General features: G+C 73.2%; 15 protein-coding genes. 10 read left to right on the top strand and 5 right to left on the bottom strand.

Annotated elements, in window-relative coordinates:
• Nucleotides 1–68: 68 nt before the first annotated feature.
• Both O7634_RS19735 and pseI read left to right on the top strand, forming a co-directional pair.
• On the top strand, nucleotides 69–1,232 hold the full coding sequence (locus O7634_RS19735; RefSeq protein ID WP_278151592.1) for a glycosyltransferase: 1,164 nt from the start codon (nucleotides 69–71) through the stop codon (nucleotides 1,230–1,232).
• A gap of 53 nt (nucleotides 1,233–1,285) precedes the next feature.
• Complete coding sequence (pseI, locus tag O7634_RS19730) at nucleotides 1,286–2,338, top strand: pseudaminic acid synthase (protein WP_278151591.1); 1,053 nt, start codon at nucleotides 1,286–1,288, stop codon at nucleotides 2,336–2,338.
• A gap of 370 nt (nucleotides 2,339–2,708) precedes the next feature.
• On the opposite strand, the gene O7634_RS19725 is transcribed toward pseI, so the two are convergent.
• The 4 genes from O7634_RS19725 to O7634_RS19710 are packed head-to-tail and all read right to left on the bottom strand — an operon-like array spanning nucleotide 2,709 to nucleotide 5,427.
• The gene (locus O7634_RS19725; protein ID WP_278151590.1) at nucleotides 2,709–3,185 is read right to left on the bottom strand and encodes a hypothetical protein; all 477 of its coding nucleotides are present in this window, start codon (nucleotides 3,183–3,185) and stop codon (nucleotides 2,709–2,711) included.
• Nucleotides 3,169–3,924 (bottom strand): SDR family NAD(P)-dependent oxidoreductase, encoded by a 756-nt coding sequence (locus tag O7634_RS19720; RefSeq protein ID WP_278151589.1) that lies wholly within the window; start codon nucleotides 3,922–3,924, stop codon nucleotides 3,169–3,171. The genes O7634_RS19725 and O7634_RS19720 overlap by 17 nt, the downstream gene beginning before the upstream one ends.
• Nucleotides 3,917–5,179, bottom strand: a complete 1,263-nt coding sequence (locus O7634_RS19715) for an AMP-binding protein (protein WP_278151588.1) — start codon at nucleotides 5,177–5,179, stop codon at nucleotides 3,917–3,919. The genes O7634_RS19720 and O7634_RS19715 overlap by 8 nt, the downstream gene beginning before the upstream one ends.
• The gene (locus tag O7634_RS19710) at nucleotides 5,176–5,427 is read right to left on the bottom strand and encodes an acyl carrier protein (protein WP_091401397.1); all 252 of its coding nucleotides are present in this window, start codon (nucleotides 5,425–5,427) and stop codon (nucleotides 5,176–5,178) included. The genes O7634_RS19715 and O7634_RS19710 overlap by 4 nt, the downstream gene beginning before the upstream one ends.
• A gap of 118 nt (nucleotides 5,428–5,545) precedes the next feature.
• Here O7634_RS19710 and O7634_RS19705 point away from each other — a divergent pair, with 118 nt between their 5' ends.
• Nucleotides 5,546–6,037 (top strand): GNAT family N-acetyltransferase, encoded by a 492-nt coding sequence (locus O7634_RS19705; RefSeq protein ID WP_278151587.1) that lies wholly within the window; start codon nucleotides 5,546–5,548, stop codon nucleotides 6,035–6,037.
• A gap of 106 nt (nucleotides 6,038–6,143) precedes the next feature.
• On the opposite strand, the gene O7634_RS19700 is transcribed toward O7634_RS19705, so the two are convergent.
• Nucleotides 6,144–7,880 (bottom strand): hypothetical protein, encoded by a 1,737-nt coding sequence (locus O7634_RS19700; protein ID WP_278151586.1) that lies wholly within the window; start codon nucleotides 7,878–7,880, stop codon nucleotides 6,144–6,146.
• Nucleotides 7,881–8,246: 366 nt separating this feature from the next.
• Between O7634_RS19700 and pseB the strand changes: the two genes are divergently transcribed.
• The 7 genes from pseB (at nucleotide 8,247) to O7634_RS19665 (ending at nucleotide 15,765) form a co-directional block, all read left to right on the top strand.
• Entirely contained in the window at nucleotides 8,247–9,230 is a 984-nt protein-coding gene (pseB, locus tag O7634_RS19695) for a UDP-N-acetylglucosamine 4,6-dehydratase (inverting) (RefSeq protein WP_278151585.1), read from the top strand.
• Nucleotides 9,227–10,384 carry an aminotransferase class I/II-fold pyridoxal phosphate-dependent enzyme gene (locus O7634_RS19690; protein ID WP_278151584.1) on the top strand — a complete coding sequence of 386 codons (1,158 nt, stop codon included), beginning with the start codon at nucleotides 9,227–9,229 and terminating at the stop codon, nucleotides 10,382–10,384. Before pseB ends, O7634_RS19690 begins: the two co-directional genes overlap by 4 nt.
• A 10-nt stretch (nucleotides 10,385–10,394) precedes the next feature.
• The gene (locus O7634_RS19685) at nucleotides 10,395–11,243 is read left to right on the top strand and encodes a hypothetical protein (RefSeq protein WP_278151583.1); all 849 of its coding nucleotides are present in this window, start codon (nucleotides 10,395–10,397) and stop codon (nucleotides 11,241–11,243) included.
• Nucleotides 11,233–13,047, top strand: a complete 1,815-nt coding sequence (locus O7634_RS19680; protein ID WP_278151582.1) for a class I SAM-dependent methyltransferase — start codon at nucleotides 11,233–11,235, stop codon at nucleotides 13,045–13,047. The genes O7634_RS19685 and O7634_RS19680 overlap by 11 nt, the downstream gene beginning before the upstream one ends.
• On the top strand, nucleotides 13,044–13,790 hold the full coding sequence (locus O7634_RS19675) for a glycosyltransferase family protein (protein WP_278151581.1): 747 nt from the start codon (nucleotides 13,044–13,046) through the stop codon (nucleotides 13,788–13,790). The genes O7634_RS19680 and O7634_RS19675 overlap by 4 nt, the downstream gene beginning before the upstream one ends.
• A complete protein-coding gene (locus tag O7634_RS19670; protein WP_278154019.1) occupies nucleotides 13,787–15,016 on the top strand; it encodes a glycosyltransferase in 1,230 nt (409 codons plus the stop codon). The genes O7634_RS19675 and O7634_RS19670 overlap by 4 nt, the downstream gene beginning before the upstream one ends.
• Nucleotides 15,017–15,129: 113 nt before the next feature.
• Nucleotides 15,130–15,765 (top strand): alpha-ketoglutarate-dependent dioxygenase AlkB, encoded by a 636-nt coding sequence (locus O7634_RS19665; RefSeq protein ID WP_278151580.1) that lies wholly within the window; start codon nucleotides 15,130–15,132, stop codon nucleotides 15,763–15,765.
• Nucleotides 15,766–15,996: the final 231 nt, after the last annotated feature.

Genomic DNA, 15,996 nt, shown 5'->3' with positions numbered 1-15,996 from the left:
GCGACTCCACCATCGAGCGCAACGTCAGGTTCCGGGGCTGGCCACCCGGGTCGTCGAAGGTGGCGGGCGTGGTCAATCAGCCGACGCACGCACCGCTGCTGAGCATCGTCGTGCCCGTGTACGGCGTCGAGGCGTACCTGTACCAGTGCCTCGAGTCGATCCGCGCCGACGTCCCCGCGGACGAGTCGGACGCGGTCGAGCTGATCGCCGTCGACGACGCCTCCCCGGACGGCTGTGGCGACATGCTGCGCTCGTACGCGGCCGGCCGCGACGGGGTCCGCGTCGTGCACCTGAGCAGCAACGTCGGACTGGGGCTGGCCCGCAACGCCGGGCTGGACGTGGCCACCGGCCGGTACGTCTGGTTCGTCGACAGCGACGACTGGTTGCCGACCGGCACGATCCAGGCGGTGCTGGACCGGCTGCGCCAGCACGAGCCCGACGTGTTGATGCTCGACCACCTGCGGGTGCACGAGGACGGCCGGCGGGAGGTCGACGCGAGCAGCCACCTGCTGCGCGGAATTCCCGGTGTCACGCGCCTCGCCGACCAACCGCGACTGCTGCGGGTGCAGCACACCGCCTGGAACAAGGTGGTCCGCCGGGACTTCCTGGACGAGTTGGAGCTGCGGTTCTTCCCCGGCTGGTACGAGGACATCCCGTTCAGCCACCCGCTGCTGATCGGAGCGGAGAAGATCTCCGTCCTGGACCGGGTCTGCTACCTGTACCGGCAGGGTCGGCAGGGCGCGATCACCTCCACCCGCAGCGGTCGGCACTTCGACGCGTTCGCCCAGTACGAACGCCTGATGGACTGGGTCGCGCGCAAGCACCCGGACGAGCGGTTGCAGGCCGAGCTGTTCCAATTGATGATCAGCCACTACCTGGTGGTGGTGGGCAACGACGGCCGACTGCACCCGCACCTGCGCCGGGACTTCTTCCACCGGGCCGCCGCGCACTACCGCCGGTACCTGCCCAGCGGCGGCTATCCGCTGCCTGCTGGCGTGGCCGGACTCAAGCACCGCCTCGTCGGGCGGGGCGACTGGGTGGCGTACTCGGCGTTGCGCCAGGCTCACCGCGTCGCCGGTCGACTGCGTCGCCCCGGGCCGGCGGGTGGTGTCGAGACCGGTTCGGCCACGACCGACGAGGACCCCAGCCGAGCGGCGGTGACCGCGACGACCCAGGACGCCGGGCCCAGCCCGCGACGACACGACGCGCTGGCCGGCGGTCGCCTGCCGTGACCTTCAGCACCACACCACAGGACAGCACCACCGCAACAGGAGCAGAGGTCGGAATGACGGCGACAATCACCATCGGACCGCACGCGGTCGGTGCCGGGGCACGACCCTTCGTGGTCGCCGAGATGTCCGGCAACCACAACGGCGACCTGAACCGGGCGCTGGCCATCGTCGACGCGGTGGCGGAGAGCGGCGCGCACGCGCTGAAGCTCCAGACGTACCGGCCGGACACCATCACCATCGACGTCGACACCCCGGCGTTCCGCATCTCCGGGGGCCACGAGCTGTGGGGCGGGGAGAACCTGTACCGCCTCTACGAGCGCGCGCACACCCCGTACGAGTGGCACGCCCCGATCTTCGAGCGGGCCTGCGAGCGTGGCCTGACCGTCTTCTCGTCACCGTTCGACGCGACGGCGGTGGAGCTGCTGGAGTCGCTGGACGCGCCCGCGTACAAGATCGCTTCGTCGGAGCTGGTCGACCTTCCGCTGATCCGGCTCGTGGCGAGCACCGGCAAGCCGATGGTGATCTCCACCGGAATGGCGACGGTCGCCGAGATCGACGCCGCGGTGCGCACCGCCCGCGACGGTGGCGCGGCCGGCATCGTCCTGCTCGCCTGCACCGCGTCCTATCCGGCGCCGTCGGCGGACAGCAACCTGCGCCGGCTGCCGGTGCTGGCCGGCGCCTTCGACGTGCCGGTCGGGCTCTCCGACCACACGCCCGGCATCGGGGTGGCGGTCGCCTCGGTCGCGCTCGGCGCGTGCTTCATCGAGAAGCACGTGACGCTGGACCGCGCCGACGGCGGTGTGGACTCGGACTTCTCCCTGAACCCGGAGGAGCTGACGGCCCTGGTCGCCGAGTCCGGCCGCGCCTACGAGGCACTGGGCGGCACCGCGATCGGCCCGACCCCCGCCGAACGGGAAGGGCTGCGGTTCCGCCGTTCGCTGTTCGTGGTCGAGGACGTCAAGGCCGGTGATCCGGTGACGGCGGAGAACGTCCGCTCGATCCGTCCGGCCGGTGGGCTGGCCCCCGTGGAGATCGACCGGGTGCTCGGCCGCACCTTCGCCACCGACGTCCCGCGCGGCACCCCGCTGAGCTGGAACCTGATCTGACCGTCGCGCTACCGAGGCTGCGGGGCGACCCCGCCGGGCAGCCCCGGAAAAGCCGTGCCAAGAGCCTGTCGACCTGCCCCGCGAACGGGGCAGCGCCCACCCCACCCCCACCCCACCCCCACCCCACCCCCCATCCGCGCGATCTTGCACTTTCAGTCGGGACTATGGGCGATTTAGGCCTTTTCGTCGGTGCAGTAAGTGCAAGATCGCGGCAGCGGGGGCAGGCCCGCCTGTGCGGACTCCCGCGACTCACGGTTCAGGCGGATCAGTGGCCTTGGCGTGCCCCGGATGTGGGGCAGCTCGACAGGGGGTGACCACCGCACCGACCGCCCGGGCGGTCGGTGCGACCAGCGCGCCCGCCACACCGGGGCTACCGACCGCTGGCGACGGCTTTACGCGGGTCCTGTTGCTTGAGGGGCGGCGCGGGCTCGGGGGCGAAGCCGACCGTTACCACCAGGTCGGCCACGGTGAGGGTGCGCCAGACCGTCGCGCCGTCGGCCGGCGTGCTCAGGCCGTGGCGACGCCACCACACCGCCACCGGCACGTCGGTCAGCTTGCAGTGGCACTCGGCGCGGGTCCACCGCGCCCAGAAGTCCGGCACGCCGAACCGGCGGGCCAGCGCCGGCGGCACCGGCGCGTCGGCGCGTTCCGCGTCGATCGCCACCCGCCACCCGGGTGTCGGTGGACCGTACCAGCCGACGCAGCGGCCATCGTCGAGATGGCTGCGGGTGGTCGCGTCGGTCAGGTCGGCGGGTACGCCGACGCGCAGGTGCCGCTCGGCGACGGCCAGCTGGCCCGGCACCGGACGGGGCCGGGCCAGCTGGGCGAGGTCAGACGGAGGCGGCACCGTCCACCACGATGACCTGGCCGTTGATGTTGGTGTGCTCGCGCAGCAGCATCCGCACCACCGGAGTGACCTCCTCCGGCTCGGTGAGGTGACCGGTCGGGGTGCGGCGGACGATCTGGTCGAGCTGGGTCGGACCGAGCACCGCGGACATCTCCGAGGCGAAGAAGCCGGGGGCGACCGAGTTGACGAGCATCCGGCCGCCCAACTCCCGGGCCAGTGAGCGGGTGGCGGCGTCCATGCCGCCCTTGGTGGCCGAGTACGCGACCAGGCCCGGGAAGCCACGCTGCCCGCAGATCGAGGTGATGTTGACGATCCGTCCGCGCAGCCCCTTGGCGAGCATCCGGCGGATCACCAGCCGGGTCAGCTGCAACGGGGCCGTCAGGTTGGTCTCGATGATCCGCGCGAGGTCGTCGGTGGCGGTGTGCGCGTGCAGGGAGTCCTGCCCCATGGCGGCGTTGTTGACGATGCCGTCGATCGGGCCGAGGCGCTGCTCGACCTCGCGTACGAAACTCTGCGCGGCCGGCAGGTCGGTCACGTTTACCGCGCCGACGTGCGTCCGGTCGGGATGCTCGGCCGCGAGCTTCGCCAGCTCCGGGGTGACGGTGCGGGCGAACGCGGCCACCCGTACGCCCGCGGCGAGCAGGTCGGTGACGATGGCCAGGCCCAGGCCCCGGGACCCGCCGGAGACGAGGACGACGGAGCTGGGCGGGACGAGTGGGTTGTCGGCGGGGTCAGACATCGCTCTTCAGGGTCTCCTTGACGGGAATGTCGGGCAGCACGCGGATCCGGCGCGGCACGGCGTGTTCGGGGAGCCGGTCGGCGCACCAGCGGACCAGCGCGGCCTCGTCGGTGTCCACCGTGGACGCGGCGAGGACCACCTCGGCGACGACCATCCGACCGAGCACCGGGGCGCGACGCCCGGTCACCCGGGCCCAGGCCACCGCCGGGTGCCCGGCGAGCACGCCACGGACCACGCCCGCGGAGACCTTGCTGCCACCGACATTGATCTCGTCGGAGTCCAGCCGGCCGGTGATCAGCACCCGGTCGTCGGACACCTGCACCCGGTCCCCGGTACGGACCGGACCGCCGAGCCCGGCGCCGTGGTAGGGAGAGGTCACCACCAGCTCGTCCCCGTCGACGGAGACCGTGGGCCGGCCCGGCGTCTCCCGGTCCAACCAGGCCACCGGGAACCCGGCCCGGCCGTCGTGCACCACAATGGACGCCCCCACCTCGGAGGACGCGTAGATCCAGGAGATCCGGGCCAGCGGGAAGACCTCCCGGAGCTGGTCCAGGATCGCCTGGTCCACCGGTTCACCGCCGAGGGTGACCTGACGCAGCGGCACCCGCGCGAGCGCCTCGGCGTCCCGGTAGAGGGTGCGTCGCCAGAAGGTCGGGGTGCCCGAGGCGGCGTCGACCCGGTGCGCGGCGGCGATCGTCGGCCAGTCGTCCAGCTCGTCGGGCTCCACCACGACCAGGTGCTGACCGGGCTGGGTCAGCGACAGGGTGACCACCTGCCACCAGGCGTACGTGCCGGGGGCGTACGGGCACAGCCAGGTCCGGTCGGGTTGGTCGGCCCGCACCGTGGTCAGCGTGTCGAGGGTGTGCCCGACCCGCTTGGGACGCCCGGTCGAGCCCGAGGTCAGCAGCCACAGCCGGCCGGGCTCGGCGTCTCGCGGCCGGGCCGGCGCGCTCGGGTGCACGCCGTTGTCGTCGAGGACGCTGACGGTGAACCCGGCCTCCAGCAGCTCGGCACGCATCGCCGGGTCGACCCGGCTCACTGTGCTGAGCAGCAGCTCGGTGCCGTACACGGCGTGCTGCCGCGCGGCGGTGAGCGCGTGCACGGCGGAGCGGGCGAGCACCGCCGCGGGGCCGGGCAGGCTCGGTGTCGGCAGCGAACGCCAGGTCATGGCGGTGCCGCCCACCACGAGCCGGTTGTCGGCGCCGGCGGGCTCCGGGCGGGCGACGGCGTCGGGACGCGGGGCAGCGACGGTCACTGGTGTTGCAGCTCGACGAGGAAGTCGAGGACGTCCCCGACGGTGGCGATGCGGCGCAGGCCGGGGGCGTCGAAGTTGAGCTCCTCCCCCGTCTCGTCCTCCACCCGCAGGGCCAACTCGGAGAAGTCGAGCGACCGGAAGCCGATCTCCCGCAACTGCGCCGCGTCGTCCGCCGGCAGCTCCTTGTCCTGGTTCTTCAGCACCTGAGCCATGAGGTCGCGGATCTGCGCGCGACTCAATTCGTTCATGCGCGGCAGTCTACAACCGAGGAATGGATAACTGCTTTCCCGGTGGGGCCCGGGTAAAGTGCCGGAGCCCGACATGAACGGCTAGGAAAGCGAGACGCACGTGTTGCGTGAAGCAACGGTGGACGACGTTCACCTGATGTTGTCCTGGCGTAATCAGGAAACCAATCGGCAGGTCAGCAAGACCAGTCACGAGATCACCGCCGAGGAGCACTCCCGGTGGTGGTCGGCGGTCCGCGACGACCCGTCCCGGCGGGTGCTGGTGTACGTCCACGACGACCTGCCCTGCGGTGTGGTCACCTTCTTCGACCTGCGGCTGGACGGCCCGCGCACCGGTGCCTGGGGCTTCTATCTGGACGCCGACGGGCTGGCCGCGCGCGGCGAGACCCTGCCCGCCTGGCTGGGGGTCATGCGGGAGGCCGTCGAGTACGCCTTCGACGGGCTGCACCTGGACCGGCTCGACGGCGAGGTGCTCGGCCACAATACCGTCGTACGACAGATGAACCGGCGTTTCCGATTCGTCGAGGGCACCCCGCGACAGGAGCTGTCCGACGGCCGGGAAATCACCGTCATCCCGATTTCCCTGGCCCGCGTCGATCGCCGGCAACGCTGATTGCCGGAGATGATTTCCGCACTGGACGGGAATCATTAACGAGGCGTGTTCCTCATGGACATCCGCCGTTCACCAGAACCGGCGGATGTCCATCGGGACGGGCGGGTCAGGACCGCCGCCAGGCCGCCCACCGCTGCTCCGGGTTGCCACCGAGCCGGACGAAGCCGTACGCCGCGCCGTCCCAGTCGTCCGGCTGGCCGGGCGCCCACCGGACGAACACCACCTGCGCCGCGGCCGGCGGCCGCCCCTCGCCGAACCACCGTACGTCGGCCCAGGTCACCTGGTGGCTGAGGTTGAACCGGAGGATGTAGGGCACCCCGGTCGAGGCCCAGACCCGCTCGCCGGGGCGTACCCCGAGGTCGGCCACCTGGGGCGTCGGCGTGGCGCTCGCGACGAACGGCCGCACGATGCGGTGCTCGATCACCTGCATCGTGACCAGGTTGACCGCCACCAGGACACCGAGGATCGGCAGCCGGAGCCGGGGCGCCCAACCCGCGGCGAGGAGCAGGAGGCAGCCGGCGAGGCCGACGAGCGTCCCGACCACCGGGCGCAGTTCCCGCCAGCCGCCGGTCAGCACCATCAGATCCGGTGCGCTGAAACCGCCGTAGCGCAGCGAGTGCCCCTGACCGGCCACGTAGGCGAGCCGGGCGGCGATCACCGCACCGCCAGCGACCAGCAGCGCCGCCGCGACGGCCAGCCGGCGCAGCACCACCCGACGCTCCGCGGCACACAGCACGCCCACCCCGATCAGCAGCCAGAACGGCGCCAGCATCTGCACGTAGCGGCCGTAGATCGCGTCCAACGGCTTGCCGGTGACGCCGGCCAGGATCACCGACGCGCCGGCGGCCACCCCGACGGTCACCACCAGGGCCACGCCCATCGTCCAGCGGACGGCGTCGCCGCGCTGTGGCCGCCACAGCTCGCGGACGGCGGCGGCCCAGGCCACCCCGGCCAGCCCGAACGTGATCACCACGAGGTACCAGAGCTGGGTGGTGACGGCCGCGCTGGCGCGGACCACGCCGTGCGCGGAGGCGACCGCCGCGAACGTGCCGCCACCGGGGTTGTTGCCCAGCAGGTAGACGGTGTCGCCGAGATGCCGGATGGCGGCCTCGTTGACCAGCGCCAGGGCGAGCACCGGCAGCAGCGCCGCGAGCACCCCGGCGGGAGTGATCCGGCGGCGGACGAACAGCAGCAGGACCAGCCCGGCGTGCACCGCCACGATCACCAGGCCACGCGAGTGCAGCAGGTGGAAGCCGCCGACCAGCAGCCCGACGGTGACGGCGGCGAGCGGGCCGGGGCGGCTGATCCAGCGGTGCACGGCGAGCAGCCAGGCGACCACCAGCGGCGCCAGCACCGCGTCGATCATGGCGACGCCGGCGTAGAAGACGGTGGCCGGCAGGGTCGCCGCCACGACCGCGCCGAGCAACGCCGTCGACCGGCGCAGCGTGAACAGGCGACGGCCGAGCAGGTACGCCAGCGGCAGCAGCGCCGAGTTCACCATCGCGTTGATCAGTTGAACGAGCCGGTAGCTGTCCGCGAAGTCCCGCTCCCCGAGGAACGCCGGCGAGATCAGCATCGGGTAGCCCACCCGGCGCAGCAGCTCGTTCTCGCTGCTGAAGCCACCCGGCCCACCGGCCAGCGCACGGGCGGTGTTGAGGTAGCTGTCCTCGTCGGTGTGCGCGATCGGCAGCACGATGTGCCGGGACAACCACATCCGCCAGGCCACGCCGAGCGCCCAGCCGACGACCAGCAGCGCCGGCACCAACCAGCGCCGCGCGGGCATACGGTCCGGGGTGTCGGGCACCGTCGCCGGCCGTTCGATCACGTCACTACCGGATGCCATCAACGCCTCCAGAACCGCCGTCCGGACCGGGCCCGCGCGGGCGCGACGGGCACGTCGGCCCACGGCGGCGGCGCTCGGGGTGACCCGCTCGCACCGAGCCGGTGCGGATGTCGGGTGGACGCGAGAAACCGGCTGACACACGCCGCCGGGTCGCTCGCGCGCGGTCACTGTAGCGGCCCGGTTCGGCCTGGTCAGCCCGTCTCCCGGGGGTTGCGAAGTGTTCGCCTGCACGGTGCCCGGCATTCACGGGAGCAGCGGGTGCGGTTCACCGCCGAGCGCCGGGGCGTTAACCCGCCATGGCTAGCGTGTCACCCCGGTCGGCCGGCCCAGGGCCGCTCGTTCATCCACGGACACGGGAGCACCACATTGAGTGAGTTGAATGGATCGTCCATTCTGATCACCGGGGGAACTGGTTCCTTCGGCAGGACGTTCCTCCGGCACATCCTCAACGAGGCCGACCCCGCCCGCGTGGTGGTGTTCTCCCGCGACGAGCTCAAGCAGTACGAGCTGCGCCAGCAGTTGGGCGACGACCCGCGGCTGCGCTGGTTCATCGGTGACATCCGGGACCGGCACCGCCTCACCCGGGCCATGCACGGCGTGGACCACGTGGTGCACGCCGCGGCGCTCAAGCAGGTGGACACCGCGGAGTACAACCCCTCCGAGTACATCGCCACCAACATCACCGGCTCCCAGCACGTCGTCGACGCGGCGATCGAGGCCGGCGTCAAGAAGGTCATCGCGCTCTCCACCGACAAGGCGTCGAGCCCGATCAACCTGTACGGCGCGACGAAGCTCGTCGGCGACAAGCTGTTCGTCTCGGCCAACCACTACGCCGCCCAGCACCCCACCCGGTTCGCCGTGGTGCGCTACGGCAACGTGGTGGGCAGCCGCGGCTCGGTCGTCCCGCTGTTCCGCAGACTGGCCGCCGAGGGCAAGAGCCTGCCGATCACCGACAAGCGGATGACCCGCTTCTGGATCACCCTGGACCAGGCCGTGCAGTTCGTCATGGACTCGTTCGACCAGATGCAGGGTGGCGAGTTGTTCGTGCCGCGCATCCCGAGCATGCGCATCCTCGACCTGGTCGAGGCCGTCGCCCCGGACGCCACCACGCACGAGGTGGGGATCCGGCCCGGCGAGAAGCTGCACGAGGAGATGATCGCGCCCGACGACAGCCGGCGGACGCTGCGCGCCGACGGCCGGTTCATCGTCCAGCCGACGATCGCCACCTGGGGCTACCAGCCGCCGGCCGACTGCGACGCGGTCCCGGACGGCTTCGCCTACCAGTCGGACACCAACGACGAGTGGCTCACCGTCGAGCAGCTGCGCGACATGCTCGGCATCACCGCATGACGGGGATGCTCCCGTACGGCCGGCAGTCGATCACCGAGGACGACGTCGCCGCCGTCGCCGACGTGCTGCGCGGCGACTGGCTCACCACCGGCCCGCAGGTCGACGCCTTCGAGGCCGACCTGGCCCGGTGGACCGGCGGGGTCGGTGTCGCCGCCGTGTCCAACGGCACCGCCGCGCTGCACGTGGCCTACGCGGCGGCCGGGGTGGGACCGGGTGACGAGGTCGTCGTGTCGCCGATGACGTTCGTGGCGACCGCCAGCAGCGCTGTCGCCCTCGGTGCGACGATAGTGTTCGCCGACGTCGACGACGAGACCTTCTGTCTCGACCCGGCGGCGGCCGCCGCCGCGGTCACCAGCCGGACGAGGGTGGTGGCCGCCGTCGACTACGCCGGCCACCCGGCCGACTACGACGCCCTGCGCACGGCGCTCGACGGCAGCGACGCGCTGCTGCTCGCCGACGCGGCGCACTCGATCGGCGGGACGTACCGCGGTCGGCCGGTCGGTTCGCTCGCCGACCTGACCACGTTCTCGTTCTTCCCCACCAAGAACCTGACCACCGCGGAGGGTGGGGCGGTCGCCGCGCCGGACCCGGAGATCCTGCGGCGGGCCCGCCGGTTCCGGGGCGTCGGCGTGGTCCGCGACCGCGACGAGCTGCGCTTCCCCGACGAGGGTGGCTGGCACCAGGAGGTGCACGAGTTCGGGCTGAACTACCGGCTGCCGGACGTGCTCTGCGCCCTGGGCCGCAGCCAACTGCGCCGGCTCGCCGCGTTCACGGCGCGCCGGTCCGCGCTGGTCGCCCGCTACGACGAGGCGCTGGCCGACCTGGACGGCGTGCTGACGCCCACCCGCAGGTCGTGGGCCGACCCGGCGTGGCACCTCTACCCGATCCGCGTGCTCGACGGACGCCGCCGCGAGGTGTACGACCGGATGCGGGCGGCCGGCATCGGCGTGCAGGTCAACTACCTCCCGGTGCACTGGCACCCGGCCTTCGCCGACCTGGGCTACCGGCGCGGGTCCTGTCCGGTGGCCGAGTCGTTCTACTCCCAGCAGTTGTCGCTGCCGCTCTACCCGGGGCTCAGCGACGCCGACCAGGACCGCGTCATCGAGGCGCTGACCGCCGCGCTGCGGTTCGGCGCGGTGCGCTCCGCCGCCTGATGGGAACCTGATGCACCACGCCAACCACTTCTACGGTCACGCCCACGTGCTGGCCCGCTACGCCGGCCTCGGCGACCGGCACCCACCGCGGATCAACGGGTACGTGCAGCACGGCTGGAACATCGGCGACGGCCTGGCCCCCGGCCACCCGTACGCCGAGTACACCCCCAGCCTGCTCTGGTCCGAGCAGACCCGCCGCCGGGCCTGGTCGGTGGGGCGGCGCAACGTGGTCGTCATCGGCGCGCCGTTCAGTTACCTGCTGGCCATGCGACCGGAGGAAGCACCGGCCGAGCAGCGGGAGGGCACCATCTGGTACCCCTTCCACGGCTGGGAGGGCCAGCACGTCAAGGGCGACCACCGCTCGCTGATCGCGCTCATCAAGGACACCGAGCCCGGCCCGGTCACCGTCTGCCTCTACTGGCACGAGTACCGGATGCGCCACGTGCGCCGGCTCTACGAACGGGCCGGGTTCCGGGTGATCTGCCACGGCTACCGGGGGCACTGGTGGAAGGACACCGACCCGTACTTCCTCGACAAGCAGCTGACCGAGCTGCGTCGGCACCGGCGGGTCGCGTCCAACCGGCTGACCAGCGCGATCTTCTACGGCATCGCGGCGGGGTGTGAACCGGCCGTGTACGGCGACCCGATGATCCTGTCCAACGAGGACCCGACCTTCGGCGGCACCGCCCGGATCCGGCGACAGTGGCCGGAGCTGCACGGCACCGCCGTCGACCTGCCCACCGCCGTCCAGATCGCCCGCGCCGAGCTGGGCACCGACCACCGCTGCACGCCTGCCGAACTGCGCGAGCTGCTCGGGTGGGCGAACCTCAAGGAGGAAGAGGAAGACCGTGACGACTGAGACGGCGCCCGCCGACCGGATCACCCTGCCGGGCGGCGAGATGCTGGCCTGGTCGGACCTGCCGCAGGAACGGCTGGCCCACGGTGGTCCGCTCGCCGCCCTGGCCGTACGCCTGGTGCCTCCGGGCGCCCGGGTGCTGCTGGCCGGACCGCACGATCCGGCGCTGCTCGACCAGCTCCGCCACGCCGAGGTGACCTGCCTGCTGCGCAGCCACCCGGACGCGGTGGCGCTGGCCGACCGGGCCGCCCACCTGGTGGTCGGTGGCGTGGCCGGGTTGCCCGACGAGACGTACGACGTGGTGATCGCCGCCGCCGGGCTGGACCCGGTGGAGTCGGTGGAGGGCACGCCGCTCGGCTGGGACGCGGTGCTGGCCCGGCTCGTCGCCGCGGTGCGACCGGGCGGCGCCCTGCTGCTGCGCCTGGACAACCCGCTCGGCCTGCACCGGCTGGTCGACACCACCCCCTGGTACGCCCGCCGGGACGACTCCGCCTGGACGATCGGCGGCGTGCTGGACCGCGCCCACCCGACCAACCGCGACCACCTGCGCGAACGGCTGACCACTGCCGGTCTGCGACCGGTCGCGTGCTGGGCCGCGTACCCCGATGCCAGCACCCCGACGGCGCTGCTCGACGCCGACCACCTCGACCGCGACGCGGGCTCCGGCCTGTTCGACGCGGTGCTGCACGGAGCCTGCGCGGGCGGTTTCGCCAGCGCCACCGTTCTCCAGGACCCGGCGCGGCTGGCGGTGGACGCGCTGCACGCCGGGCGGGCCGCCGACCTCGCGCCGGGCTGGCTGACGCTCGCCCGCCGGCCCGCCGACCCGACCCCGTCGAGCGCCGACGGGGACCTGCCGGTGGCGTTGGTGCAGACCGGCCGCCCCGGCATCGGCGTGCTGGAGGTGCTGCACGGCCCCTCCGGGCCGCGCTGGGGGCTCACCGCTGTCACCGGCGTGGACGCCCCCGTCGTGGCGCCCTTCGCCAGCCGCGAGGCCGCCTACCGGGACCCGGACGCGCTGTCCGGGCCGGTGCCGTCCGGCCGGCTGCTGCGTACCCTGCTGCTCGACGCCGCCGTGCGTCGCGACCTGGCCGCCCTGCGCACCCTGCTGCACGGGTACGCGGGCTGGCTCGCCGACCAGGCCGACGCCGACGGTCGGATCGCCGGAGCGGCGGCGCTGGCCGGCACCGACAACGTGGTGGTCGACGGCGAGCGGTACGCGGTGCTCGACCCGAGTTGGCGGGCCACCGCCGCGCTGCCCGCCGACGTGGTGCTCGCCCGGGGCCTGTGGCGCTTCGCGACGGGACTGCTCACCGGCGGGTACGCCCACCCGTGGCCGTCCACGCTCGACGTCGCCGGCCTCACCGTGGTGCTCGCCGGTGTCGCCGGCCACGATCTGGACCGGGCGACAGTCACCGAGGCGGTGGAGACCGAGGCGGCCATCGCCGCCGCCCTGCACGGCCTGGACCCGGACGGCCGGATCGACCTCGCCGCCGAGCTGCACGCCGTCACCCCGACCGACCCGCCGGTCGGCGCGCAGAGCTACCAGCAGCTACGCGAGGCGTGGCTGCGCCAGCGGGAGGAACTCACCCGGCTCGCCGCGCTGACCGCGTGGACCGAGGAACTGCTCACCTCGCGGGAACGCGCGCTGCGCCGGGCCGAGACCACCATCGGCCTGCTCAGCGGGTCGATCAGCTACCGGGTGGGCCGACTCGCCATCACCCCCGCCCGGTTGGCCAAGCGCGGCGCGCGCGCCGCCAAGCGCCGGGCCACCGCCGTGCTCGCCCCCAAGCGGGAGGAGCAGCAGTGACCGGCGACGCGGCGCCACGAATCGTCGGCATCGTGCAGGCCCGGATGGGATCGTCCCGACTGCCCGGCAAGGTGCTCCGCCCTCTCGCCGGTCGTACCGTGCTGGGCCGGGTGGTGCGCGCCGCCCGCGACAGCGGCGTCCTGGCCGACCTGGTGGTCGCCACCAGCACGGACGCGGTCGACGACGCGGTGGTCACCGAGTGCGAACGGTTGGACGTCCCGTGTCACCGCGGGCCGATCGACGACGTGCTGGACCGGTTCGTGGGCGCCCTCGACGCGCACCCGGGCGACGCGGTCATGCGGTTCACCGCCGACTGCCCGCTGCTCGACCCGGAGATCATCACGGTGGTCGCCTCGGTCTACCGGGCGGTGCCCGGGCTCGACTACGCGAGCACGTCGATCGCCCGGACCCTGCCCCGCGGACTGGACGTCGAGATCATCCGAGCGGACACCCTGCGTACCCTCGGCCGGCTCGCCACCGGCCACCACCGCGTGCACGTCACCTCGTACGCGTACACCCATCCGGAGCTGTTCCGGGTGCTCGGGGTGACGCTCACCCCGGACCGGTCCGCGCTGCGGCTGACCCTCGACACCGAGCAGGACTGGGCGCTGGTCAGCGCCATCGTCGACCACTTCGGCGACGTCAACGTACCGTTGGCCAAGCTCGCCGACTGGCTGCACGGCCAGCCCGGGCTACGCGCGCTCAACGCCGGCGTACGCCAGAAGCCGTTGGAGGAGTCCTGAACACCCTGCGGGTCGGGTTACGGTGCGACGCGGGGCCCCGGCGCGGCGTCGGCCACCTGGTGCGCTGCCTGGCGCTCGCCGAGGAGCTGCTCGCCCGCGGCGCCCACGTCGCCGTGTTCGGCACCGTCGAACGCCTCGACTGGGCCACCGCCGAGCTGGCCACCCGGGGCATCCCGCTCTTCCCGGGCCCGGATTCGCCAGCCGCGCTGGTCGACGCGGCCCGGCTGCACGCGCTGGACGTGGTGGTGCTCGACTCCTACGAGCTGGACCCGGCCGGCGCCGGCGCGCTGCGCGCGGCCGGCGTGTTCACCCTCGCCATCATCGACGGGGACAGCCGGGGCCAGGACGCCGACCTCTACCTCGACCAGAACTTCGGCGCGGAACCGCCCGCCGGGGCGGGGCTGCCCCCCGGCGTCGGGCTGCCCCCCGGCGTCGGGCTGCCCCCCGGCGTCGGGCTGCCCCCCGGCGTCGGGCTGGCTCCCGGGACTGGGCTGCCCCCCGGCGCGGAGCTGCCTCCCGGGGCTGGGCTGGCTGGGCGGTTGCTCGCCGGCAGCGGGTACGCGCTGTTGCGGAACTCGGTGATCAGCGCCCGGCCGCCGGTCCCGCCGCCCGCCGCCGCGGTCGGTCGACCCCGGGTGCTGGCCTTCTTCGGCGGCACCGACGCGGTCGGCGCGGCCCCGGTGCTGACCCGGGTGCTGGTCGCCACCGGCCACCCGATGGACCTCACCGTCATCGTCGGCCGACCCGATATCGAGGCGGAGGTCGAGGACGTCACCCCCGGGCGGGGCCAGATCATCCGACCGGTGCCGCCCACCAGCTCGCTGCCCGCGCTGATCACCGAAGCGGACCTGGTGATCAGCGCAGCCGGCACGTCCACCTGGGAACTCTGCTGTCTCGGCGCGCCCGCCGCGCTGGTCTGCGTGGTCGACAACCAACGCGAGTCGTACCACCGGGTGGTGCGGCATGGTCTGGCCGCCGGCCTCGGTGAGCTACCGGAGCTGGCCGCGCCCGGGGTGACCGGGCGGGCGGCCCGCGCGACGGCGGCACGGACGCTGCACGGGCTGCTCAGCGCACCCCAACGGCGCGCGACGCTCGCCGCCCGAGCCTGGTCCACTGTCGACGGCAGGGGTCGCGCCCGGGTCGTGGACGCGGTATTCGACGCCGTCCGCGCGTCGGCGACCACCGTTGCCGCCGGCTCCGCCGCCGACCCGGGCCGACCGTCATGATCGCGCTCGATCCTGGTTGTCGTCCCCTCGCTGCGCCCGGCAGACCACCACATCCAGGATCGAGCCTGCCCGCCACTAGCACGGGTGTACGAAAGCGCTGCTAGGGTGGCGGCATGACGCCTGCCGCCTACCAGCCGTCGATGCTCGACCTGGCCGACGCCGGGCCGACCCTGGGGCCACTCGACGGTCAGATCCGCCGACACCAACTCAGCCGGGGGGCCTGGGTCGATCACCTGCCCGGCTGGGTGCACGGCTCCGACGGGGTTCTCGACACCCTGCTCACCGAGGTTCCCTGGCGCGCGGAACGCCGCACGATGTATGACAGCGAGGTCGACGTGCCACGGCTGCTCTGCTGGTACGACGCGGAGCGGCAACTCCCCCACCCCGTGCTCACCGCCGCGCGGACGGCGCTGACCAGGCACTACGCGCCCGAGCTGGGCGAGCCCTTCGTCACCGCCGGCATGTGCCTCTACCGCTCCGGGCGCGACAGCGTGGCCTGGCACGGCGACACCATCGGTCGCTCGGCGCACACCGACACGATCGTCGCGATCGTCTCCTTCGGCGCGCCCCGGCCCCTGCTGCTACGCCCCCGCGGCGGCGGCGACAGCCTGCGCTTCCCGGTCGGCCACGGCGACCTGATCGTGATGGGCGGCTCCTGCCAACGCACCTGGGAACACGCCATCCCGAAAACCACCCGCCCGGTGGGCCCACGGGTAAGCGTCCAGTTCCGCCCCCACAACGTCGCCTAACCAACCCCAACCCCGCCCCACCCGCGCGCCCGCGCCCCCCACCCGCGCGCCCGCGCCCCGCGCCCGCGCCCGCGCCCGCGCCCGCGCCCGCGCCCGTCGATCTTGCAGTAAGGAACGTCGAATTGCCCCTCTGCGCCGGAAAAATCACCACCGAAAGCGCAAGATCGACGAGGGTGGGAGCGAGGGGCGAGGGCCAGAGCCGAGGACTGACGCGCCGCCTCGCGTGCCCGG

It is taken from the genome of Micromonospora sp. WMMD1120, from assembly GCF_029626235.1.
GTDB lineage: Bacteria > Actinomycetota > Actinomycetes > Mycobacteriales > Micromonosporaceae > Micromonospora.
The sequence above is the reverse complement of the archived record's forward strand: the minus strand, read 5'-3'. Positions and strand labels throughout refer to the sequence as shown.